Raw genomic sequence first — 23,153 nt, 5'->3', positions numbered from 1 at the left:
GGCGGCTTTAGCGCGGTGGTCCCACCTGACCCCATGCCGAACTCAGAAGTGAAACGCCGTAGCGCCGATGGTAGTGTGGGGTCTCCCCATGCGAGAGTAGGGAACTGCCAGGCATCAAATTAAGACCCATTATCGGGTCGTGACCTTCCCAGTGACGCGGAAAGGGCGAAACACCTGAAATCAGAACGATTGTCTGATATCAGTACAGAATCGGTGGAGCGGTAGTTCAGTTGGTTAGAATACCTGCCTGTCACGCAGGGGGTCGCGGGTTCGAGCCCCGTCCGTTCCGCCACTTAATTGATAAGCCCTGACTGCAAAGTCAGGGCTTTTTCATGTCTGTAATTCCGCTAATATTGTTGATAAAAAATCAAAATTCTTCTGCTTATAAGCGGATTTTTCATCAACAATAAACCTGCCAGAATATTTCCCATCGAACACAACGCTATCCGATGAGGAAATCATGACAATCCCCGCCTTTGGTTTAGGTACTTTCCGTCTGCAAGACGATGTTGTAATCCTTTCAGTTAAAACAGCTTTGGAACTTGGCTATCGCACAATTGATACCGCGCAAATCTATGAAAATGAAGCAGCTGTGGGTCAGGCGATCACTGAAAGTGGCGTAGCACGTGGCGACTTGTTCGTTACCACCAAAATCTGGATTGAGAATCTTTCGGCTGAGAAGTTGATTCCCAGCTTGGAAGAGAGCCTGGCAAAACTGCGCACCGACTATGTCGATCTCACCTTGATCCACTGGCCTTCTCCAGAAGGGGCGGTATCAGTGAAAGAGAGCATGTTGGCATTGATGGCAGCAAAAGAAGCAGGCCTGACGCGTCAGATTGGTATCTCAAACTTCCCAATCGCCTTGATGCAAGAGGCGATTGACGCGGTTGGTGCGGAAAATATTGCCACTAACCAGATTGAGCTGCATCCTTTCCTGCAGAACCGGCAGGTGGTTGAATTTGCTCAAAAGAATGATCTTCACATCACTTCTTACATGACGCTGGCTTATGGCGACGCGCTGAAAGATCAGGTAATCAACGCAATTGCACAGAAGCACAAAGCCACTCCAGCTCAGGTGGTTCTGGCATGGGCGATGACGTTAGGTTACGCGGTGATCCCGTCATCCACCAAACGTGAAAACCTGGCGAGCAACATGGCAGCAGTTGATCTGCAGTTAGATGATCAAGATATGGCAAATATTGCCGCGCTGGATCGTCAGCAGCGTTTAGTAAGTCCTGAAGGTCTGGCACCAAACTGGGATTAATCGCGACTTACCTCTTCAGCCCTGCACTCGCCAGGGCTGATCTTTAACCCATTCACTTAGAAAATCAATAAACGCCCGAACGCGCTGACTAACTCCCAGGTCACTGTAATAGACCGCATTAAAAGGCATTTCAACTGGTACGCGCTGTTCAGCTAGCAGTTCAACAAAAGTGCCATCCGCTATCTCTTTATCCACCATAAAATCTGATAAACACGCGATACCTTGATCGCCTAGCACTAGCTGTTTGAGCGTTTCGCCGCTGTTAGATGACATACCCGGCGTGATGTCATAAAGCTCGCCACCTTCATCTGTGACAGGCCAGCGATTTAAGCGTGGCGTTTCAACAAAGCCGAGGCATTCATGCAGCGCCAAATCAGCTGCCGATACCGGTACGCCATATTTCGCCAGATAAGCCGGCGTGGCCACTAATTTGCGATAACTAATAAAGAGCAGACGAGCGCGCAACGTAGAATCTGTCAAATTGCCGGCGCGAATCGCCACATCGACTTTGCGTTCGATGAGATTAATAAAGCTCTCCGAAGAGACCAGCGATAGCGTGACGTCTGGATAGCGCTCACGAAAAGGTTTAATCATTGGCAGCAACAGATGCAGAATCACGGGCGTAGCTGCATCGATGCGCAGCACGCCCTGAGGCGCCAGCTGCCGCTCAATCAGCTCGCTCTCGGCAGTCGACATCTCCTGCATCAACTTTTGCACGCGGCGAAAATAGTGCTCGCCTTCATGAGTAAGTGCTAGCTGACGCGTAGTACGCGTTAAGAGCGAGACACCCAGCTTATTTTCCAGCTTTTTAACCGTGCGACTTACCGCTGAATTGGCCATCTGCAACTGTGCTGCTGCACGACTAAAGCTGCCGCTCTCCACCACAGCGATAAACACCTTAAGCTCATCGGACGATGCCTTCATTATCCCTCCAAAAGCAAAAGTCAATTCTCACTTTGCATCTTTTTGTCATTAAAGCATGAGGCAATACTAACGGCCATCAAAACTTCATGGGAGTTAATCATGCCACTCTCTATTTATGCTCTGGGCGTTGCCGGTGATGACTGCTTTGACCAGTAAGTTAGCGCGTAAGCAATTATTAATGGGTTTGATGGTGCTCTTCACCGTTGGCAACCTGGTTGCCTGGCTGGCAGCAAACTATGAAACGCTGATCATTGCCCGACTGATTACCGGCCTTGCTCACGATGTGTTCTTCTCCGTCGATTCCACGATAGCGACCAACCTCGTAAGCAAAGAGAAGGCAGCGAGTGCCATTGCCATCATGTTTGGCTGTTGGTGACTGGCGTGCCGCTGGGTACGCTCATCGGGCAACACTTTGGCTGGCGTGAAAGTTTCCTGGCTGTGTCATTGCTCTGGTGGCAAGCCAACTGCTTATCCCGCGTAATATTGCTCAGCCGCTGGCAACAACATTCGCCCAGCAAGCGCGTGTGATGATCAATCCACGTCTGCTGCTGATTTATGCGATTACCGCGCTGGGTTATGGTGTGTCGGTCGCCATCGGTAATATCTGGGGCGGGAAACTTGCCGATCGCCGTGGCGCGGTGCCTGCTTTGACACTGATCTTTATGGCGCTGGCCATTCTGCTGATGGTGTTCCAGTTCACCGCCAGCATGCACTTTATGTCAGTGGCAACAGTATTAGTTATGGGTATCTTCGCCTTTGCCAACGTGCCGGGGTTGCAGGTTTACGTGGTGCAGAAAGCTGAGCATTATGCCCCAGGTGCGGTAGATGTTGCATCAGGCCTCAATATTGCGGCCTTCAATATCGGTATCGCTCTGGGTTCCACGGTAGGTGGTTATATTGTCGAGCATTACGGACTGGCGCAAACGCCGTGGGTTGGTGCGGTGATTGTGCTTGGCGCGCTGCTGCTGGTGCGATTGAGTGGTCAACTCGATAAACCTCAAACGGCGATAGCGATGGAATAACACGCGCAAAAGCCTGCCAACTGGCAGGCTTTTGCATTGGTATGCTGTGAGGCGAATTCCGACAATCAAGAACACCAATTGAAACCCCGCGCTAAAATCCCTATAACAGTCAGGTGAAGTACGAGTCGTAAACCAGTCAGGCGGGAAAGTGCGGAAAAAAACTTATTCAATGCGTTATGTAGCAGGTCAGCCAGCAGAGCGGATATTTCCGCCGGGGGCAATGCTGCATCTTGGGCAGGCATTACCGCCTGGCGCACCTTTGCCAGCCGATCCCACGCTGCGAGTTTTAGTCTGGAATATCTTCAAGCAACAGCGCGCAGACTGGATGTCGGTGTTGCAAGGTTTTGGCAAAGATGCCCACCTTGTTCTGCTGCAGGAGGCGCAAGCTACGCCCGAACTGGTCAAATTCGCCACCAGTAACTATCTCGCGGCCGATCAGGTGCCAGCCTTTGTCTTACCGCAACATCCTTCTGGCGTCATGACGCTGGCGTCTGCGCATCCTGTCTACTGCTGCCCACTGCGCGAGCGCGAGCCGCTGCTGCGTTTGGCTAAATCTGCGCTGGTAACGGCATATCCGTTGCCTACGGGCGAAATGCTGATGGTGGTGAACATTCACGCGGTCAATTTCAGTCTGGGTGTCGATGTCTACAGCAAACAGCTCGGGCCGATTGGCGAACAGATTCAGCATCATCGCGGACCGGTGATCATGGCGGGAGATTTTAACGCCTGGAGCCGTCAGCGTATGAATGCGCTGTATCGCTTTGCGCGGGAGATGTCACTGCGTGAAGTGAACTTCACCGATGACCATCGTCGCAAAGCCTTCGGTCGCCCACTGGATTTCGTTTTCTATCGTGATATGAAGGTCAGTGAAGCTTCAGTGCTGGTGACGCGCGCATCAGATCACAATCCGCTATTGGTTGAATTCAACTCTCTCTATGGTATCGAGCGTTAAGCCAATACGCTCTAGCTCCCATCTAGCAACAATCGAAGTCATACTGCGAAGGGGCAGTTAGTGCCTGAGCAGGCGATATGCAGAATTTAGCGGAAGCAGAAAATGAAAAAGGCTGACAAATGTCAGCCTTTTCGGGGCATTAGGTATCAGGTGTTGCGCTATTATTGACAAACAGCGTGAGCTTGTCGCCCGGCTGAATGTCTTTAGCGTCACTGTTCCAGCGCATAACGTCTTTGGTATTCACACCGTGACGTTTTGCAATACTGGCAAAAGAATCACCCTTACGTACACGGTAGGTGATGCTGTTGCCGTTATCAGCCAATTGCGTGCTCGCTTTGCCGCTCACGGTCAGAGTCTGACCGGTACGAACAGAAGCGCTGCGCAGATTGTTCTGCTGTTTCAGTGCACTGACGCTTACGCCAAGCTTGCTGGCAATACCAGACAAGGTGTCGCCTTTGCGTACCGTGTAGCTGTTTCCTGCCGCGCTGACTTTCGCCATCTCGGTAGGCTGCACGGAAGCGATATCACCGGAAGCCAGTGAATCGCGCAACTTAGCAACGTTGGACTTCGGCACCATTATATAGTGCGGTCCATTTGGCGCTGTGGCTCCGTTTTTATAACCGGCATTAAATGTCTTCAGCTTGCTGAGAGACATACCGGCCATATCGGCGGCCTGCGTCAGTTCAATCTGCTGTCCCACCTCTACTCGAGCTAATGCACGGCTCTCATTCGGGGTCGGCAATTTGATACCGTAACGCTTGTTGTTCTTGAGAATCTCACTCAAGGCCAACATTTTAGGTACGTAAACCGTAGTCTCGCGTGGCAGCGATAAATTCCAGAAATCAGTCGGCTTACCGCGCGCCTTATTCTGTTTCATCGCCTTCAGCACACGTCCTTCACCGCTGTTGTAGGCGGCGATGGTCAGTAACCAGTCACCGTCAAACATACCGTTCAGACGCTGCATCATATCCAGCGCGACTTTGGTCGAGGCCACCACATCGCGGCGTCCGTCGTACCATTGGTTCTGTTTCAAACCATAGTTTTTGCCCGTTTGTGCAACAATCTGCCAGATGCCGGCGGCATTCGCAGAAGATGTTGCGTGTGGGTCAAAAGCGCTCTCCACTATGGGTAGCAGTACCAGTTCCATCGGCATTTTACGTTTCTGTATCTGCTCGACTATCCAGTACATGTACGGCTCTGCCCGTAATGTTACATCGTGGAGATAGCTCTTATTTTTTAAAAATTTTGTTTTTTGTTCGCGGATCCGGCTGTTTTCCGGAATCCCCATCTTCAACTCGTCACTAATGTGATTCCAGAGATCAGTATCTTCTGCGAGGCTTGTTCCATCATCCTGCCATCGCGGCGATAACAATCGATCTCCGTACTTTCCATTTTCACCTTGACCAGCTGAAGACAGACTCTGTGCATGCTGTACGGGGATATTGGCGTCATTCCTTGATGCCTGACATCCTACCAGCAAGACCGAGGCGAGTAAGATCGCTTTAGCCTTCATGTGTGTGTCAATAGTTCGCTTAAAAGACGAGCAACTATACGTGACGGTCCATCACAACACAACCTCAAATATCAAAAGCGGTCTTTCTTCTCGCGTAGAACAGCGAAAGTTTGCCATAACGCTGACGATGAGACATTAGTGCCTAAAGCCTTTTTTAAATCAGTGTCTTGCGTGCGTAAAAATAAATTTATTTCCCGCTCTAAGGCCAGTTTTGTCGGTAAAGTAATGCGGTTTTCTGCGCGTAAGTCCTTAATTTGCTGATACCTTGCCAAAATTTTAGGGTCATGGGGCAGAATAGCCGCAGCAAACTTCATATTGGATAAAGTGTACTCATGCGCACAGCAAACAAGCGTATCTGCAGGGAGTTGATTAAGTTTTTGAAATGATTCGAACATTTGTTCCGCAGTGCCTTCAAATAAACGCCCGCAGCCACCGGAAAACATGGTGTCTCCACAGAAAAGATAAGGTGAGCTGAAATATGAGATATGTCCTAAAGTGTGACCGGGTGTTGCGATGACACGGAAATTTAGCCCAAGGACGGCAAATTCATCGCCTTCGGCCACAATACGCTTTGCTCCTTTATCTGCCGTTTCCTGAGGACCGAAAACCATCAAATCGGGATAGTGCTGCAGCAGTTCATCCACGCCGCCGACGTGATCGTGATGATGATGCGTCAGCAAAATCGCCACGGGTTGCCAATGATTGGCCCTGATTTTATCCAGCACGGGCTGTGCTTCGCCGGGATCGACAATCAAACACTTATTGTCATCATCTATCAGTGTCCAGATGTAGTTATCCTGCAATGCGGGAATGCTGATAAGATTCATAAACACCTCTCAGGTCGTAGAAAAAGGAAAATGGTAGAGCATGAAGCCGGCTAAAACACGCCAAATCCTGACTGCACCGCGCTCCTGGCGCGATATGCCAATGGGAGACTATTTTCGCGATGCGCTCACTCAGCAACTGCAGCCTTATCTCGGCAAGCTGTATGGCTTCCATATGCTTAAAATTGGCAGCCTCAGCGCAGAAATCAACACCAGCCAGTGTGCCATATCGCATCAGGTGAATGTGGGCATTGAGGGCGATGAGTTACAGGTTATCGCCAATAACACGCAATTACCCTTTGAATCTAAATCCGTTGATGCCTGTTTGCTGGCGCATACGCTGGCGTGGAGTCAGGATCCGCACCGCGTGTTGCGTGAAGTCGATCGGGTATTGATCGATGATGGCTGGATGATCATCAGCGGCTTCAATCCTTTCAGTCTATTAGGGATCAGCAAAGGCATTCCGGGTTTGCACTCGCGCGCGCCATGGAGTGGACGCATGTTCAGCCAGGTGCGGCTGCTCGACTGGCTGAGCCTGCTGAATTATGAAGTGGTGTACCGCACGCGTTTTCAGGTGGTGCCGTGGCATCGGCAGGGCGGCAGGGTGATCAGCGCGCATTTACCGGCGCTCGGTTGTTTGAACATTGTGGTGGCACGTAAACGCACGTTCCCGTTAACGCCCACCAAAATGAAGAAGAATCTCAGTCAAAGCCAGCTACGGCAAACGGTTAACGTTACGCGCCAGTTTCGTGAAGTGAAGGATCAGGATTCAACCTGATAACCGATATCATCCTGAGTAGGATTTCCCGCCGCGCTGCGCGCGAGTTCGTCGCAGCGTTCGTTCTCCGGATGCCCCGCGTGACCTTTTACCCATTCCCACTTAATTTCATGGTTGCTGAGCGCCACATCGAGGCGTTTCCACAGATCGACATTTTTCACCGGTTTTTTATCGGCGGTTTTCCAGCCGCGCTTCTTCCAGTTGTGGATCCAGCTGGTGATGCCCTGACGAACATATTGGCTGTCGGTGCTAAGCACCACCTCACACGGCTGTTTTAACGCTTCAAGCGCCACGATAGCCGCCATCATTTCCATGCGATTGTTGGTGGTGAGGCGATAACCCGTACTGAACTCTTTTTCATGCGCGCCATAACGTAAAATGGCGCCGTAGCCGCCGGGACCGGGATTGCCCAGGCAAGATCCATCGGTGAATATTTCTACCTGTTTGCGCATCTCTGGTAGACTTCCTTCTGACAAAACGCCAAGTCTGACATAAAACGAGTCCTATGAGCACTGCAAATAACCGCCAGATCGTCCTCGATACCGAAACCACCGGCATGAACATGATCGGTGTGCATTATGAAGGACATCGCATCATTGAAATTGGTGCGGTTGAGGTGATCAACCGTCGCCTGACCGGCAACAACTTCCACATGTATCTGAAGCCCGATCGGCTGGTGGATCCGGAAGCGTTCGGCGTTCACGGTATCGCCGATGAATTCCTACTCGATAAGCCGATGTTTGCGGATATCGCCGACGAATTTCTCGAGTACATCCGTGGCGCGGAGCTGGTGATCCATAACGCATCGTTCGATATCGGCTTTATGGATTACGAATTCGGCATGCTGAAGCGGGATATCGGCAAAACCGACACCTTCTGCCAGATCACCGATAGCCTGGCGATGGCACGTAAGATGTATCCCGGCAAGCGCAACAGCCTCGATGCATTGTGCAACCGTTATGAGATAGACAACAGCAAGCGTACGCTGCACGGCGCACTGCTAGATGCCGAGATTCTGGCCGAAGTGTTCCTGATGATGACCGGTGGTCAAACCTCGCTGGCTTTTTCACTTGATGGTGAGCAGAACAATCAGGGCGGCGGTGAGAATATTCAGCGCATTGTGCGTCCGAGTTCAGGTTTGCGCGTGGTCAGCGCCAGCGATGAAGAGATTATTGCGCATGAAGGTCGTCTGGATTTAGTGCAGAAGAAGGGCGGTAGCTGCCTGTGGCGTGTGTAAAAACGGCTGATTTTGCGTGGAAAATCGACGTTAAGCTGAAAAAAACGCCAAACGAAACATTCCCACATAAAAAGCGTTGACGGGTACGAGAGCTGCAATTAATATGCGCCTCGTTCTCGACGGGGAACAAAGCGCGGAGCGGTAGTTCAGTTGGTTAGAATACCTGCCTGTCACGCAGGGGGTCGCGGGTTCGAGCCCCGTCCGTTCCGCCAATCTATTTAAAGAAGCCGATGCAGAAATGCATCGGCTTTTTGCTTTTTGTCATTTATAGATGGTTGCGGTCTGAGCCCCTCACCCCGGCCCTCTCCCCATGGGAGAGGGAGATAGCGCGCGGACTGCCCCTTCTCCCGCCTGCGGGAGAAGGTTGGGATGAGGGCCAGCGCGCACCCAACTTAATCCTCCTGCACCGCCACCGTCGCGCGATACGCCGCCACAGACTCTTCGCGATCAGCACGCGCCAGCCAGCGATAGCAGCCTGCACCCAGCGCCACGCCGATAAACCAGCTAAAGTTCGCCACCGCATGCAGTGAAGGAATAAAGCTGATCACCAGACAAATGCCCACCGACGGCAGCAGCGCAGCAATTGCTTTCGGGTTAAAGCCGCCGCGATACCAGTAACGGCCTTTCGGCGTGTCATCAAACAGATCATCAACGTAGACTTTGCTGCGTTTAATCAGATAGAAATCAGCAATCAGGATGCCGAACAGCGGCCCAATAAACGAGCCGAGCACATCCAGCGTGTAGTGAATCAGTTCTGGCGACTGGAACAGGTTCCACGGCGTCAGTAACACCGATCCGACCGCAGCGATCATGCCACCAGTGCGGAAGCTGATTTTCTGTGGTGAGCAGTTAGAGAAGTCGAACGCTGGCGAGACAAAGTTCGCCACGATGTTAATGCCGATAGTGGCGATAATCATGGTCAGCAGGCCAATCGCCACCGCCACGTCGTTACCCACCATGCTGACGGTTTCAATCGGATCGGTGATCATTCTGCCGAACAGTGATTGCGTACCCGACACGATTACCACGGTCACAATTGAGAACAGCAGGAAGTTGAACGGTAAGCCCCAGCGGTTGCCGCGACGAATTTCGCCCATGCTTTTGCCATAGCGTGAGAAGTCACCAAAATTCAACAGCGGACCGGAGAAGTAGGAGACCACCAGCGCGGTGGCGGTGATCATCTGCCAGGTTTGCTCGCCGGTGCTCAACTGCTTGCTGGCCAGCGTGAAGGAGATACCGTCAAAACCGGTTTTGTATACAATCCAGCCCGCCAGCGCCACCATCACCACATACACCGCCGGACCGGCGACATCGATAAAGCGTTTGATCGCGCTCATGCCGTGCCAGAACACCATCGCCTGCAGCAACCACATCACGCCGAAACAGCACCAGCCCAGCTGTGATAAGCCGAGCCAGCTGCTTTGCGTCATGCTGCTCAGGGTGGGGAAGAACTTCAGCAGCACCAGCATCAGCGCGTTGGCCGCCAGATAAGTCTGGATGCCGTACCACGCGAAAGCGATCAGCCCGCGAATAATCGCCGGGATATTCGCGCCGAACACACCAAAGGCCTGGCGCGAAATTACCGCGTAGGGCACGCCCGCCATCTGGCTCGGTTTGGCCACCAGATTGGCACATAGCTGCACAATGCAGATGCCCACTAACAAGCACAGCAGCACCTGCCAGCTCGCCAGTCCAAGGGTAAAGAAGCTGGCGGCCACCACATAGCCGCCCATGCTGTGCACGTCCGACATCCAGAAAGAAAAGATGTTGTACCACGACCAGTTCTGGTCGCGCGTCGGCGCCAGATCTTCATTACACAGGCGTGGACTGTATTGCGCGTTGGCTTCAGAGGCCACCGCAGAGGTCACTTCAGAATGATTTGGCATGAAACCTGCTCCTCTCTACATCATGGAATAATAATCACAGCGTGAAACGGTATTGCAGGATCCAGGCCAGAATTGATTTCTTGTATACAAAAATTTAATTTCACGTATACGATGTGCAACACACAGTCACTTACCGGAGCAGGTAATGAAGAGTGAAACAGGCCAGAAAACGGCTGCCGATCTGAACGATCGCGATGAACCTATCTATCAGGCGCTGCTGACCGCCATCGTTGAGCATCAGTTGCCGCCGGGCAGTAAATTGCCGGAAGAAGCGTTATCAGAGGTCTTCGGCGTGAGCCGCACCGGCATCCGCAAGGTGCTGCAACGCCTCGCCGCGGTGCAAATGATCACCTTGTCGCCCCGACGTGGTGCACAGGTGGCGACGCCGGGCGTTGATGAAGCCCGCGACATCTTTGCCACCCGCAGTTTATTAGAATGCGCCAATCTGCCGGCGGTGCTGAGCCACGTGCAGGCGCCACACTTAGCGGCACTCGGCGTGCTAATTGAAGAAGAGCAGCAAGCACACGACCAGCACGATGGTGCCGCCGCGATTCGTCTCTCGGCCGCTTTTCATATTCAGCTGCAAGCGATCTCCGGAAACGAAGTGCTCACCGATATGGTGACGCGCCTGACGCAGCGTTCGTCGCTGGTCATTGCCGCTTACGGTGCACCGTGGCAGCGCGGCTGCCGTTGCGATCATCACGATCGGCTGGTGGATCTGCTGCGGCAAAAAGATCTGCCGGCGCTGACGGCGGCGCTGCAGCATCACTTCGAACACATTGTTGCCAGCCTGCACTTTGAGCGCAGCGGCGAAACCTTGCCTGATTTCACCCGATTATTTGCCGGTAACAAAGGAGCGGCATCATGAGCCTGATTCAGGTTATCAATCCCAACACCAGCTTAGCGATGACGGAAACCATTGGCGCCGCCGCGCGCGCCGTCGCCGCACCGGGCACCGAGATTCTGGCGGTGTGTCCAACGCACGGTGTAGAGTCGATTGAAGGCCATTTTGATGAAGCCATCGCGGCAATTGGTGTGCTGGAGCAGGTGAAGCGAGGCAAAGCGCAAGGCGTGAGCGGTCATATCATTGCCTGCTTCGGCGATCCGGGATTGCTGGCGGCGCGTGAACTGGCGAGCGGACCGGTGATTGGCATCGCGGAAGCGGCCATGCACACCGCCACGCTGGTGGCGACGCGCTTTTCGATTGTCACCACCTTGCCGCGTACGCTGGTGATAGCGCGCCATCTGCTGCAGCAATATGGCTTCACTCACCATTGTGCTGCGCTGCACGCCATCGATCTGCCGGTGCTGGCGCTGGAAGACGGCAGCGGCGTGGCGCAGGAGAAAGTCCGTCAGCGCTGCATGCAGGCCAAACGCGAAGATGGCAGCGGTGCGATTGTATTGGGCTGCGGCGGCATGGCCACGCTGGCGCAGGATCTCACCAAAGAGCTGGGCATGCCGGTGATCGACGGCGTCAGCGCCGCAGTAAAAATGGTGGAGTCGCTGGTGGCGTTAGGCTTTGGCACCAGCAAGCACGGCGATCTCGATTATCCCCTCGAAAAACCGCTCAGTGGAGCCTTTCAGCACCTAAACTAACCACTGGTTGAGCGACAGGAACTTACAGAATGAATGATGTATCTGGAAAGAAAGAGTACAGCTTCAACAAAAACTATCCACGCGATCTGATCGGCTATGCCGGCAACCCGCCGCATGCGCAGTGGCCGGGCAAAGCGCGCGTCGCGGTGCAGTTTGTTCTTAATTACGAAGAGGGTGCCGAGAACAACGTGTTGCATGGCGACGCCGGTTCCGAGCAGTTTCTTTCCGATATTATCGGTGCGGCCAGCTACGCCGATCGTCATATGTCGATGGATTCGCTGTATGAATACGGCTCGCGTGCCGGTTTCTGGCGTATTCACCATGAGTTTCAAAAGCGCGGTTTGCCGCTAACGGTATTTGGCGTGGCGATGGCGCTGGCGCGGCATCCGGAGATCGTCGAAGCGATTAAAGCGGCGGATTACGACGTGGTGAGCCACGGCTGGCGCTGGATCCACTATCAGGCAATGGACGCCAAAACCGAGCGCCAGCATATGCAGCAGGCGGTGGACGTGTTAACCGATCTGTTCGGCAAAGCGCCAACCGGCTGGTACACCGGCCGCGACAGCCCAAACACCCGACGTTTGGTGGTTGAGCAGGGCGGCTTTAGCTATGACAGCGACTATTACGGCGACGATTTACCGTTCTGGACGCAGGTCACTTGTCAGGACGGCACGGTCAAACCGCATCTCATCATCCCTTACACGCTGGAGTGCAACGACATGCGCTTCGCCTCGCCGCAGGGCTTCAACACCGCGGAGCAGTTCTTTACCTATCTGCGCGACACCTTTGATGTGCTGTACGAAGAGGGCGAAACCGCGCCGAAGATGATGTCGATTGGCATGCACTGCCGTTTGCTGGGACGTCCGGGAAAATTCCGTGGCTTGCAGCGCTTCCTCGATCACATTCAGCAGCATGAAGATGTGTGGGTGTGTACGCGGCAGCAGATCGCCGATCACTGGATCGAAACGCATCCGGCACCGAGCGCTTAGCCCCTCATCCCAACCTTCTCCCGCCCCGATTCAACAAATCGCACCACCTAATCATTCCCTCTCCCGCCTGCGGGAGAGGGCTAGGGTGAGGGACAAACCGCACCCAACTTAACTCATCAAACTCACCTGCGCCGCGACAATCCGCCAGCCGCACGGCAATCGCACCCATGTCTGCTGCTGGCGTCCAATCTTCTCGACACCTTCACGCGTAAACTCGGTGCTGCACACCGCATAGTCATCGCCAAAAGTGGTAATCACCGTATTACGTAACTCGCGCTCCAACCCTTTCGACGGACGCGCCGCGCGAAAAGCGCGAATCTCATCAATGCCATACAGATTCTCGCCCGCGCCCAAACGCACGGTGCGTTTGTCGTGCCAGAACAGTTCATCCAGCACTTCAACGTCATTGCTGATCAGCGCCTGCTCGTAGCGGCAAAAGGCGGCGGTAACTTCGGCGAGCACTGCCGGGCGATCGATATGTTCAGGTGTCATCTTCAGGCGTCCATTAAGGTGGTTTGTGGCAGTGTCAGCCCTTGCTGTTGCAGCGCCCAGGCGGCGCGCAGTGCCAGATGTTCTTTAAACGGTGCGGCGATCAGCTGTAAACCAATCGGCAAGCCGCTGGTGGTTTGCAGCGGCACGGTGCAGACCGGTAAGCCGAGGAACGAAATCGGCTGGGTCAGCATGCCCATGCTGGCGCGTGTCGGTAAATGCTGGCCGTTGATGTGAATGGTTTCCTGGCCGATGGTGGTGGCGGTGCAGGGCGTGGCGGGCGCAATCAGCACATCGAACTGCTCAAACAGCGGCAGCACCTGCTGCTGGAAGTGACGGCGGAAACGCTGCGCCTGCACGTACCACGCCGAGGGCAGCATCGCACCGGCCAGCAAGCGTTCACGCGAGTTGGGCTCGAACTGCTCGGGCTGCGTGCGCAGCATCGGCAAGTAGTGATTTCCGCCTTCTGCGGCGGTCATGATAAAGGCCGCCGAACGGGCGATCTCTGCATTCGGTAAGGTTACTTCATCGATGGCCTGCAGCGCCTTAGCCGCAACGGCCACGGCGGCGCGCGCGTCATCGCTGCACCAGGTTGAGAAGAAGCCGCCGAGTACGGCGCTGCGCACGCCTTCTGTGCCTTTGCTAAGCCCGGCGCTGGCTGGCGCAACGGGCTGCGCGGCCTGGAAGGCATCGCTGGCATCGGCACCTTGCAAGGTGTCGTACACCAGACTCAAATTTTCAACCGAACGGGCGAATGGGCCGATGTGATCGAGGCTAGCGACAAACGGATGGCTGCCACTACGCGATAAACGGCCAAAGGTCGGTTTCAGACCGAAGATGCCGCACAGCGAAGCCGGCACGCGGATTGAGCCGTTGGTGTCGGTGCCGAGCGAGAAGTGCACCAAACCCGCCGCCACCGCCGCTGCCGAACCGCCGGACGATCCGCCCGCCACGCGGGTTAAATCGCGCGGATTGTGCGTCGCGCCGTAATGGGTGTTTTCGGTGGTAAAGCCGTACGCGTAGGCGTCCATATTCAGCATGCCGGAGAGCAGCGCGCCAGACTGGCTCAGTTTGCTCACCGCCCACGCATCCTCGCGGGCCGCCGCGCGTTCGCTGAACAGGCTGGCTCCGGCTAAGGTGCTGTGTCCAGCGACATCAAACAGGTTTTTCACCGCGTAAGGGATGCCGGCCAACGGCGGCAAGGTTTCGCCGCGCTGGCGCTGCTGATCGATTTGATCGGCTTCGCGCAGCATGCGCTGACCGGTGACTTCGGTCCAGGCGTTGATCGCCGGATTATGTTGTTCAATCGCCGCCAGCGTATGTTGCGCGATATCGCGGGCGCTGATCTCGCCCTGGCCCAGCGCCTGCTGCAACGCGTTAATCGATAAAGACGACAGTTTCATGGATGAAAGACTCCCGCCACTTCCAGCCGATCGTCGAGCGGCAGCGCCATCAGCGGCTGGGCCATCGCGGCGATAAGGTTGAACTGCGTCAGCAGCTCGGCGCGACGCGCATCATCCAGCTCCAGCGCCAGAATCTGCTCCATTTGGGCGATATAGGTGGCCCAGTCCGGTTGTGAACTCATCAATAATCTCCGTTAGAAACCGGCGGCGCTGCCGTTGCTGCGCGGATCGAACGCGCCTTCCAGCATGCCGTTGTTGTGTCTGACGATCGCGCCTGCATGGCCGACCACTTCACTGAAATCGGGCAGCAGTTCAACCTCATGGCCGAGTGCGCGCAGCTGCTGCACCGTTTCCGGTGCGATGCGCGCTTCGAGCTTAAGCGAATCGGATGATTGTCCCCACGTGCGACCCAGCAGCCAGCGCGGTGCGCTCACCGCCTGTTGCAGCGGACGCCCCTGAATCACGTGACGGGTGAATATCGCTGCCTGGGTTTGTGGTTGACCGTCGCCGCCCATCGAACCGTACACCATGGTGCGACCATCTTTGAGGCGCGCGGCGGCGGGATTAAGCGTGTGGAACGGCTGTTTGCCCGGCTGCAGCGCCAGCAAATGGTCGGGTTGCAGGCTGAAAGCCGCACCGCGGTTTTGCCAGGTGATGCCGGTGCCAGGCAGCACCACGCCGCTGCCGAATTCGTGATAGACGCTCTGGATAAACGAAACGGCCAGCCCGCTGCTGTCCATCACGCCCATCCACACGGTATCGCCCGGTCCGCGTCCTGTGCCCCACGCAGCGGCTTGGTGATCATCCACCTGCGCCGCCAGCGTGCTGAGATGTTCAGCATCCAGCAGGCTCTGCACATCAATGTCGATGTGGCGCGGATCGGTGATGTGCTTGTCGCGCAGCGCAAAGGCTTTTTTGGTGGCTTCGACGATGCGGTGCACGGTTTGTGCTTCATTGGCGTCAGCCATATTGAGCCGATCGGTAATGCCGAGGATCGCCAGCGACACCAAACCCTGCGTTGGTGGCGTCATGTTCCAGATATCGCCTTCACTGTGCGCCAGATGCAGCGGCGTGCAGCGGCGGGCTTTATGCGTCTGCAAATCTTCCAGCGTGATTGGCATCCCCAGCGCGCTCATTTCGCGCGCCAGATGGTGCGCCAGTTCACCGCGATAAAAACTCTCGAGTCCGTGATCGCACAGCATACTGAGCGTGTTCGCCAGCGCCGGTTGGGTGAAGCGGCTGCCTGCAATTGGCACGCTGCCGTCCGGTAAAAAGGTGGCGGCAAAACCGGGTTGATGCTGCAACTCGTGCTGTTTGGCGGCGGTAGCGGCGGCCTGCGAGGCGGTGACCGGAATGCCGTCGGCGGCATAGCGAACCGCATCGCGCAGCAAGCGGGTTAATGGCAGCGGCGTAGCGCCGAGTTCCTGCGCCAGCGTCAACGCTTCCTGCCAACCGCTCACGGTGCCCGCAACGGTTAAGGCGGCTTTGGGTCCGCGATGCGGAATATGCGTTTCGCCGTGATAGAAATCGAGATGTGCCAGCGAACCGGCCGCGCCGCTGGCGTCAATGGCGATGGGATCGCCGTTTGGCGGTACCACCAGCCAGAAGCCGTCGCCGCCCAAACCGTTCATGTGCGGGTAAACCACGGCGATAGTGGCAGCGGCGGCCACCATCGCTTCCAGCGCATTGCCGCCTTCGCGCAGCACCGCTAAGGCGCTTTCGCTGGCGAGATGATGTGGCGTAACGGCCATGCCTAACGGCGCCATGTTGCTCTGTATCATAGTGAACTCTTTTTCTGGGTACGTGGTTAATAGGAAGCAAGAGCTGTTCCAGTTTTGGTCGGACACCAATCTGGATCGATTTATGCTAGCTTGTGGTGAAACGAAAGTTACAGGACCGATGATGAAACAACTTGATGAACGCCTTCGTAGTCACTATCCGCAACTGTCGCCGCAGGAGCAGCGCATTGCCGACTTCGTGTTTGACCATTTTGATGACCTGATCAGCTACAACAGCGCCGAGCTGGCGCGGCTGAGCGGCGTGTCGAAGGCCACGGTTAGCCGTTTGTTCAAGCGTCTCGGTTACGAGAAGTACAAGGACATGCGCGATGAGCTGCGCATCCTGCGCCAGAGCGGCATGCCGCTTACCGACAACCGCGATGCGGTGCAGGGCAACACCTTGCTGTCGCGGCATTATAAGCAGGAGATGGCCAATCTGACGCAGTGGGTTAACAGCATCGATCCGCAGCAGTTTGGCGAGGTGATTAGCGCGCTGGGCGCGGCAAAACGGGTGTTTATCATCGGCATGCGTAACGCCTATCCGGTGGCGCTGCACCTGCGTCAGCAGCTGATGCAGGCGCGTCCACAGGTGCATGTGCTGCCGCAGCCGGGTCAGACGCTAGGCGAAGAGCTGGTGGATATCACGCCCGACGATATCGTGGTGGTGATGGCGTTTCGCCGCCGACCACGCATCATTCGTCCGCTGATGCAGCAACTGCAGCAGAACAACATTCCCGTGCTGGCGCTGTGTGAGCCGCAGGCGCAGGGCATTATCACGCTGGCGCGCTGGCAGCTTTGCGCACCGCTCGACAGCGTTTCCGCCTTTGATAGCTACGCCTCCGCCATGAGTTTGGTAAACCTGCTGGCGAATGCGTTGCTGCATGAAATGTTGTCGCAGGGCCGTCAGCGCATCCATCAAATTGCCGATCTTTATCAACATCTCGACGAGCTGGAACACCGATAACGGGCGCCATCATGGTGCAATGCACTGTTTTTGATCGTTAATTCCAACGGGCGCGATGCCCGTTTTTGCTGCCTGCGACGCGGTAAATCCACGTTTTTTTCCCTTTCTTCTCCCGGCACTGCGGTTGGCACATTAGTTGCAGAATGATTCATCAAGAATCTTTTGTTTCACGTAAACTCACCGGGGTGCATAATGAAAAAAGTATTATTAGCGGTAGCGGGCGCGGCATTGCTGATGGCGCAGGTTGGAAGTGCGATGGCCGATCAGTTGCAGGATATCCAGAAGCGCGGCGTGATCCGCGTGGCGGTTCCACAGGATTTCCCGCCGTTCGGTTCCGTGGGTACTGACCTGCAACCGCAGGGCTACGATATCGACATGGCGAAGTATCTCGCCAAACAGATGAAACTGAAGTTGCAGCTGGTGCCGGTTTCCAGCGCCAACCGCGTGCCGTATCTGCAGACCGATAAAGTCGATCTGGTGATCTCCAGCATGGGCAAGAACGCCGAGCGCGAAAAAGTGATCGATTTTACCCAAGCGTATGCGCCGTTCTTCCTTGGCGTATTTGGCCCGAAAGGTGAAACCCTGAAAGATGCGGCAGCGCTGAGCGGCAAATCCATCGGCGTCACGCGCGGTGCGGTAGAAGACATGGTGTTAAGCGATATCGCGCCGAAAGATGCCCAGGTGAAGCGTTATGAAGATAACAACACCACGCTGTCGGCTTATCTGTCGGGACAAGTGCAGTACGTTGCCACCGGTAACCTGGTTGTCGCCGCCATTGCGCGTCAGAACGCCGCGAAAGCACCGGTTGCCCAGTTCATGCTGAAAGATTCACCGTGCTACATCGGCCTGAAAAAAGATGAGCCAGCGCTGAAAGAGAAAGTGAATGCGCTGATTGAGCAGGGCATCAAAGACGGCACGCTGAACAAGCTGTCGGAAGAGTGGCTGAAAGCGCCGTTGCCAGCCAACCTCGGCGCATAAAGCATGGCGCAACTTAACTTTGCCGATCTCTGGCCGCACTGGCCAGAGTTGCTGGCCGGATTGTGGGTCACGATTCAGATCACCGTGCTCGCCACCGTGGGCGGCGTCAGCCTCGGGATTCTCGGCGCGGCGCTGCGCAGCGGTAAACCGAGCTGGGCGAGCCGCATCTGGGGCCTGTATGTCGAGCTGATCCGTAATACGCCGTTTGTGGTGCAGCTGTTTTTTATCGTGTTTGGTTTGCCCAATCTGGGTCTGAAACTAACGGCGGGCGAAGCGGCGCTGCTGGCGATGTTGATTAACCTTGGCGCGTACAGCACCGAAATTATTCGCGCCGGGATTCAGGTGACGCCGCGCGGCCAGTGGGAAGCGGGGCGCGTGTTGGGATTGACCCGCACGCAAACCTTTATCCGCGTGGTGCTGCCGCCGTCGCTGCAGCGCATTTATCCGGCGCTGGTCAGCCAATGCATCATTGTGATGCTGGGTTCATCGGTGGTGTCGCAGGTGTCGTACGAAGAGTTGACCTTTGCCGCCAACCTGATTCAGTCGCGCACCTTTTTGAGTTTTGAAGTCTATTTCGTGACCACGCTGATCTATCTGGCGTTGTCGATCGCCATGCGCCAACTGCTGCTGGCGCTGGGACGTAAATGGTTGGGAGCGCAGCCGGCATGATGACGCAATTTACCGACTGGGACATCCTGCGCAACCTGCTGCTGGCAGCGCGCTGGACAATTTTACTCTCGCTGGTGGCGTTTTTTGGCGGCACGCTGGTGACCTTACCGCTGCTGTTTATGCGCCTGTTGAAACGCAAATGGCCGATGCGCCTGGTGCGCGCGTACACCGAGCTGTTTCAGGGCACGCCGCTGCTGATGCAGCTGTTCCTCGCCTTCTTCGGCGTCGGCTTGTTCGGCATCGATGTGGCGCCATGGACCGCCGCCTCGCTGGCCTTAACGCTCTACACCAGCGCGTTTCTGGTGGATATCTGGTACGGCAGTATTCGCGCCCTGCCAAAAGGGCAGTGGGAAGCGTCGCGCTGTCTCGGCCTGACCTTTGGTCAAACGCTGTTTCGCGTGGTGGCGCCGCAGGCGATTCGCATCGCGATCGCGCCGACGGTTGGGTTTGCCGTGCAGGTGATTAAAGGCACCGCGCTGGCTTCGATTATCGGTTTCGTCGAGCTCACCAAAGCCGGCACCATTTTGAATAACGTGACGTATGAGCCGTTCAAGGTGTTTGGCCTGGTGGCGCTCGGTTACTTCCTGATGTGTTATCCGCTGTCGCGTTACAGCCAGTACCTGGAGAAAAAATTCAATGCCGCTCATCACCATTAATCAGGTACAGAAGTACTACGGCGACAACCACGTCTTGAAAGGTGTCGATCTCGATGTCGATCACGGCGAAGTGATCTCGATTATCGGCCGCAGCGGATCGGGCAAAAGCACCTTGCTGCGCTGCATGAACGGGCTGGAAGGCTATCAGGAAGGCAGCATCAAACTCGGCGGCATGACGATTACCGACCGCGAATCGCAGGCGCGTGAAATCAGCCGTTCGGTCGGCATGGTGTTCCAGAACTTCAATCTGTTCCCGCACATGACGGCGCTGGAAAACGTGATGCTGGCACCGCGCCGCGTACTGAAGAAAAGCGAAGCCGAATGCCGTGAACTGGCGACGCAGATGCTGGAAAAAGTCGGCCTTGGTGAGCGCATCAATTACTACCCGGCCAATCTGTCTGGCGGTCAACAGCAGCGCGTGGCGATCGCCCGTGCGCTGGCGATGCAGCCCAAAGTTTTACTCTGTGATGAGATCACCTCCGCGCTCGATCCCGAGCTGGTCGGCGAAGTGCTGAAAGTGCTGGAGCAGCTGGCCGCCGAAGGCATGACGCTGATTCTCGTCACCCATGAAATGAACTTCGCCCGCGACGTGGGCGATCGCGTGGTCTTTATGCATCAGGGGCGCGTCTGGGAGCAGGGCGACAGCAAAACGCTGTTCGCCAATCCGCAAACCGCGGAGCTGAAGCAATTTATCTCCACGGTCCGCCTCTAAGTTTTCTTTAAGGAATACAACATGGATATCAGCCAATTTTCGCAAATTAATCCGCCACAGCGTCTGCTGATGGGACCGGGCCCGATCAACGCCGATCCGCGCGTGCTGCGCGCCATGTCGAGCCAGCTGATTGGCCAGTACGATCCGGCGATGACACACTACATGAACGAAGTGATGGCGCTGTACCGTGGCGTATTCCGCACTGAAAACCGCTGGACCATGCTGATCGACGGCACTTCACGCGCCGGTATCGAAGCGATCCTGCTGTCGGCGATCCGTCCGGGCGACAAAGTGCTGGTGCCAGTGTTTGGCCGTTTCGGTCATTTGCTGTGTGAAATCGCCCGCCGCTGCCGCGCGGAAGTGCACACCATCGAAGTGCCGTGGGGCGAAGTGTTTACGCCGGATCAAATCGAAGATGCGATCAAAAAAGTACAGCCGCGTCTGCTGCTGACGGTGCAGGGCGATACCTCGACCACCATGCTGCAGCCGCTGGAAGAGCTGGGCGCGATCTGCCAGAAATATGGCGTGCTGTTTTACACCGATGCCACCGCATCACTCGGCGGTAATGCGCTGGAAACCGATGCATGGGGCCTGGATGCGGTATCAGCTGGCATGCAGAAGTGCCTCGGCGGGCCGTCCGGCACCTCGCCAATCACGCTGAGCCCACAGATGGAAGCGGTGATCCGCAAACGTAAATGCGTGGAAGAGGGGATCCGCACCGCCGATCATCAGGATGGCGATGACGAGATGATCTACTCCAACTATTTCGATCTCGGCATGATCATGGATTACTGGGGCCCGGAGCGCCTTAATCACCACACCGAAGCTACCACCGCGCTGTTCGGGGCGCGTGAATGTGCGCGCCTGATGATGCAGGAAGGATTGGATAACGGTATTGCGCGCCACAAGCTGCACGGCGATGCACTGCTGAAAGGCATTCAGGGCATGGGCCTCGAAACCTTCGGCGATCTGCAACACAAAATGAATAACGTGCTCGGCGTGGTGATCCCGCAGGGCGTGAATGGCGATCAGGTGCGCAAACTGGTGCTGGAAGATTTCGGTATCGAGATCGGTACTTCGTTTGGTCCGTTGCACGGCAAAGTGTGGCGCATTGGCACCATGGGTTATAACGCGCGTAAAGATTGCGTGATGATGACGTTAAGCGCGCTGGAAGCGGTGCTGAATCATGTTGGTTTCCGCACCACGCAAGGCGCAGCGATGCAGGCGGCGTGGGATCTTTACGGGAGCCGCGCATGAATAAAAGCCTGATGACCGCCAGCGAGGCGCAGATCGCCGCCGCTCGCGTCATGGCGCGCTGTGATGCGCTGGCTGAGATCAGCGAAAGCGAAGATGGCCTGACCCGTGTTTATCTGTCGCCGGAACAGCTGCGTGCTAACGCGCGCGTCGGCGAATGGATGCAGGCCGCGGGCATGACGACCTGGCAGGATGCGGTGGGCAACATTTGCGGTCGCTACGAAGCGGCGCAGCCGGGCGCGCAGGCGCTGCTGCTTGGTTCGCATCTGGATACGGTGCGTAACGCCGGTCGCTACGACGGCATGCTCGGCGTGTTAAGCGCCATCGAAACCGTGCAGTGGCTGCACGATCGGCAGCAGCGTTTGCCGCTGGCGATTGAGATTGTCGGCTTCGGCGACGAAGAGGGCACGCGCTTCGGCATTACGCTGCTCGGTAGCCGTGGCTTGACCGGCAGCTGGCCGGAAAGCTGGGTGACGCACCCGGATGGCAACGGCATCACGGTGGCGGAAGCGATGCAGGATGTCGGTTTCGATGCAGCGAAAATTCTCGACGCGGCGCGTGATGTCAATGAGATCGCCGCCTATCTGGAACTGCATATCGAGCAAGGTCCGTGCCTTGAGCAGGAAGATTTGGCGCTTGGTGTGGTGACGGCAATCAACGGTGCGCGTCGTCTGAATTGCAGTTTTATAGGTGAAGCCGGCCATGCTGGCACCGTACCGATGATGCATCGCAAAGATGCGCTGGCCGCCGCCGCCGAGTGGATGGTGTTTATTGAACACACCACGCAGGAGCACGATCCGCAGCTGGTGGCGACCGTCGGCACGCTGAGCTGCTTGCCGGGCGCGGTCAACGTGATCCCTGGCGAAGTGCAGCTGTCGCTCGACGTGCGCGGTCCGCAGGATGAGCCGCTGGAGCGTTTGCTCTCCACGCTGCTGACGCAGGCGCAGGCGATTGCGCTGCGTCGCGGCTTAACCTTCAACTCCAACGTGTATTACCAGATTGCCGCCACCGGCTGTGATGCGCGCTTGCAGCAGGCGCTGAGCCACGCGGTGGAAACCGTGCAAGGGCGCAGCCTGTCGCTGCCAAGCGGCGCGGGACACGATGCGATTGCCATCGCCGAGCGCTGGCCGGTTGGCATGCTGTTTGTGCGCAACCATCGCGGCATCAGCCATCATCCGGCGGAATCAGTACAAACAGATGATGTGGCGCTGGGCGTGCAGGCGTATCTGCAAGCGGTTTGCGACATTGCACGCGCTAAGGAATAA

22 protein-coding genes, 2 tRNA genes, 1 rRNA gene and 2 pseudogenes are annotated in these 23,153 nt (G+C 56.1%); 18 read left to right on the top strand and 9 right to left on the bottom strand.

Annotated elements, in window-relative coordinates:
• The 3 genes from rrf to dkgB form a co-directional block, all read left to right on the top strand.
• A 5S ribosomal RNA gene (gene rrf / locus PanJK_RS12340) occupies positions 1-113 on the top strand; the annotation flags it as partial.
• 102 nt (positions 114-215) lie between these two features.
• Positions 216-292: transfer RNA gene (locus PanJK_RS12335), tRNA-Asp, on the top strand.
• Between the two features lie 168 nt (positions 293-460).
• Entirely contained in the window at positions 461-1,264 is an 804-nt protein-coding gene (gene dkgB / locus PanJK_RS12330; RefSeq protein WP_265299982.1) for a 2,5-didehydrogluconate reductase DkgB, read from the top strand.
• Between the two features lie 15 nt (positions 1,265-1,279).
• Here dkgB and yafC read toward each other — a convergent pair whose 3' ends face one another.
• On the bottom strand, positions 1,280-2,188 hold the full coding sequence (yafC, locus tag PanJK_RS12325) for a DNA-binding transcriptional regulator YafC (protein WP_265299980.1): 909 nt from the start codon (positions 2,186-2,188) through the stop codon (positions 1,280-1,282).
• A gap of 97 nt (positions 2,189-2,285) precedes the next feature.
• Here yafC and PanJK_RS12320 point away from each other — a divergent pair.
• Both PanJK_RS12320 and PanJK_RS12315 read left to right on the top strand, forming a co-directional pair.
• Positions 2,286-3,210, top strand: a pseudogene (locus PanJK_RS12320) (MFS transporter); the annotation flags it as partial.
• Between the two features lie 148 nt (positions 3,211-3,358).
• Positions 3,359-4,162: an endonuclease/exonuclease/phosphatase family protein gene (locus tag PanJK_RS12315; protein ID WP_008105211.1), complete on the top strand. Its 804-nt coding sequence runs from the start codon at positions 3,359-3,361 to the stop codon at positions 4,160-4,162.
• Between the two features lie 139 nt (positions 4,163-4,301).
• On the opposite strand, the gene mltD is transcribed toward PanJK_RS12315, so the two are convergent.
• Positions 4,302-5,675 carry a murein transglycosylase D gene (mltD, locus tag PanJK_RS12310; protein ID WP_036648534.1) on the bottom strand — a complete coding sequence of 458 codons (1,374 nt, stop codon included), beginning with the start codon at positions 5,673-5,675 and terminating at the stop codon, positions 4,302-4,304.
• Positions 5,676-5,746: 71 nt separating this feature from the next.
• Positions 5,747-6,502 (bottom strand): hydroxyacylglutathione hydrolase, encoded by a 756-nt coding sequence (gene gloB, locus PanJK_RS12305; RefSeq protein ID WP_265299975.1) that lies wholly within the window; start codon positions 6,500-6,502, stop codon positions 5,747-5,749.
• A gap of 40 nt (positions 6,503-6,542) precedes the next feature.
• Here gloB and PanJK_RS12300 point away from each other — a divergent pair, with 40 nt between their 5' ends.
• A complete protein-coding gene (locus tag PanJK_RS12300; protein WP_008105214.1) occupies positions 6,543-7,277 on the top strand; it encodes a class I SAM-dependent methyltransferase in 735 nt (244 codons plus the stop codon).
• Here PanJK_RS12300 and rnhA read toward each other — a convergent pair.
• A pseudogene (rnhA, locus tag PanJK_RS12295) lies at positions 7,262-7,829 on the bottom strand (ribonuclease HI). The gene PanJK_RS12300 and the pseudogene rnhA sit on opposite strands and share 16 nt — an antisense overlap.
• On the opposite strand from rnhA, the gene dnaQ reads away from it, so the two are divergent.
• Both dnaQ and PanJK_RS12285 read left to right on the top strand, forming a co-directional pair.
• On the top strand, positions 7,783-8,514 hold the full coding sequence (dnaQ, locus tag PanJK_RS12290; RefSeq protein WP_256695681.1) for a DNA polymerase III subunit epsilon: 732 nt from the start codon (positions 7,783-7,785) through the stop codon (positions 8,512-8,514). The pseudogene rnhA and the gene dnaQ sit on opposite strands and share 47 nt — an antisense overlap.
• A 135-nt stretch (positions 8,515-8,649) precedes the next feature.
• Positions 8,650-8,726: transfer RNA gene (locus tag PanJK_RS12285), tRNA-Asp, on the top strand.
• Between the two features lie 180 nt (positions 8,727-8,906).
• On the opposite strand, the gene PanJK_RS12280 is transcribed toward PanJK_RS12285, so the two are convergent.
• Positions 8,907-10,400 (bottom strand): NCS1 family nucleobase:cation symporter-1, encoded by a 1,494-nt coding sequence (locus tag PanJK_RS12280; protein WP_256695682.1) that lies wholly within the window; start codon positions 10,398-10,400, stop codon positions 8,907-8,909.
• A 145-nt stretch (positions 10,401-10,545) separates the two neighbouring features.
• On the opposite strand from PanJK_RS12280, the gene PanJK_RS12275 reads away from it, so the two are divergent.
• Genes PanJK_RS12275 through puuE form a run of 3 tightly spaced genes read left to right on the top strand, consistent with a single transcriptional unit; the run spans position 10,546 to position 12,985 of the window.
• Positions 10,546-11,268, top strand: a complete 723-nt coding sequence (locus PanJK_RS12275; protein ID WP_265299970.1) for a GntR family transcriptional regulator — start codon at positions 10,546-10,548, stop codon at positions 11,266-11,268.
• A complete protein-coding gene (gene hpxA / locus PanJK_RS12270) occupies positions 11,265-11,996 on the top strand; it encodes an allantoin racemase (protein ID WP_265299968.1) in 732 nt (243 codons plus the stop codon). The genes PanJK_RS12275 and hpxA overlap by 4 nt, the downstream gene beginning before the upstream one ends.
• 29 nt (positions 11,997-12,025) lie before the next feature.
• Positions 12,026-12,985, top strand: a complete 960-nt coding sequence (puuE, locus tag PanJK_RS12265) for an allantoinase PuuE (RefSeq protein ID WP_265299966.1) — start codon at positions 12,026-12,028, stop codon at positions 12,983-12,985.
• Positions 12,986-13,093: 108 nt separating this feature from the next.
• Here puuE and hpxZ read toward each other — a convergent pair whose 3' ends face one another.
• The 4 genes from hpxZ to PanJK_RS12245 are packed head-to-tail and all read right to left on the bottom strand — an operon-like array spanning position 13,094 to position 16,658.
• Positions 13,094-13,477, bottom strand: a complete 384-nt coding sequence (gene hpxZ / locus PanJK_RS12260; RefSeq protein ID WP_265299964.1) for an oxalurate catabolism protein HpxZ — start codon at positions 13,475-13,477, stop codon at positions 13,094-13,096.
• 2 nt (positions 13,478-13,479) lie between these two features.
• Entirely contained in the window at positions 13,480-14,877 is a 1,398-nt protein-coding gene (locus PanJK_RS12255) for an AtzE family amidohydrolase (protein ID WP_265299962.1), read from the bottom strand.
• Positions 14,874-15,059: an oxalurate catabolism protein HpxX gene (hpxX, locus tag PanJK_RS12250; protein ID WP_256695686.1), complete on the bottom strand. Its 186-nt coding sequence runs from the start codon at positions 15,057-15,059 to the stop codon at positions 14,874-14,876. The genes PanJK_RS12255 and hpxX overlap by 4 nt, the downstream gene beginning before the upstream one ends.
• A 12-nt stretch (positions 15,060-15,071) precedes the next feature.
• Positions 15,072-16,658, bottom strand: a complete 1,587-nt coding sequence (locus PanJK_RS12245) for a gamma-glutamyltransferase family protein (RefSeq protein ID WP_265299959.1) — start codon at positions 16,656-16,658, stop codon at positions 15,072-15,074.
• Positions 16,659-16,779: 121 nt separating this feature from the next.
• Here PanJK_RS12245 and hpxU point away from each other — a divergent pair, with 121 nt between their 5' ends.
• The 7 genes from hpxU to hpxK all read left to right on the top strand — a co-directional run bounded on the left by hpxU (position 16,780) and on the right by hpxK (position 23,153).
• Positions 16,780-17,619, top strand: coding sequence for a MurR/RpiR family transcriptional regulator HpxU (gene hpxU, locus PanJK_RS12240; protein ID WP_256698372.1), 840 nt, complete (start codon positions 16,780-16,782; stop codon positions 17,617-17,619).
• Between the two features lie 192 nt (positions 17,620-17,811).
• The gene (locus PanJK_RS12235) at positions 17,812-18,597 is read left to right on the top strand and encodes a transporter substrate-binding domain-containing protein (protein ID WP_008105226.1); all 786 of its coding nucleotides are present in this window, start codon (positions 17,812-17,814) and stop codon (positions 18,595-18,597) included.
• A gap of 3 nt (positions 18,598-18,600) precedes the next feature.
• Complete coding sequence (locus PanJK_RS12230; protein ID WP_061717544.1) at positions 18,601-19,266, top strand: amino acid ABC transporter permease; 666 nt, start codon at positions 18,601-18,603, stop codon at positions 19,264-19,266.
• Positions 19,266-19,922 carry an amino acid ABC transporter permease gene (locus PanJK_RS12225; protein ID WP_097097590.1) on the top strand — a complete coding sequence of 219 codons (657 nt, stop codon included), beginning with the start codon at positions 19,266-19,268 and terminating at the stop codon, positions 19,920-19,922. Before PanJK_RS12230 ends, PanJK_RS12225 begins: the two co-directional genes overlap by 1 nt.
• Entirely contained in the window at positions 19,903-20,634 is a 732-nt protein-coding gene (locus tag PanJK_RS12220) for an amino acid ABC transporter ATP-binding protein (RefSeq protein ID WP_007887180.1), read from the top strand. The genes PanJK_RS12225 and PanJK_RS12220 overlap by 20 nt, the downstream gene beginning before the upstream one ends.
• A 21-nt stretch (positions 20,635-20,655) precedes the next feature.
• Positions 20,656-21,891 (top strand): pyridoxal-phosphate-dependent aminotransferase family protein, encoded by a 1,236-nt coding sequence (locus tag PanJK_RS12215; RefSeq protein WP_061723594.1) that lies wholly within the window; start codon positions 20,656-20,658, stop codon positions 21,889-21,891.
• Positions 21,888-23,153: an allantoate amidohydrolase gene (gene hpxK, locus PanJK_RS12210; protein WP_265299952.1), complete on the top strand. Its 1,266-nt coding sequence runs from the start codon at positions 21,888-21,890 to the stop codon at positions 23,151-23,153. Before PanJK_RS12215 ends, hpxK begins: the two co-directional genes overlap by 4 nt.

This window comes from Pantoea sp. JK (genome assembly GCF_026130245.1).
Lineage (GTDB): Bacteria > Pseudomonadota > Gammaproteobacteria > Enterobacterales > Enterobacteriaceae > Pantoea > Pantoea trifolii.
This window is presented reverse-complemented; position numbering and strand designations above follow the sequence as displayed.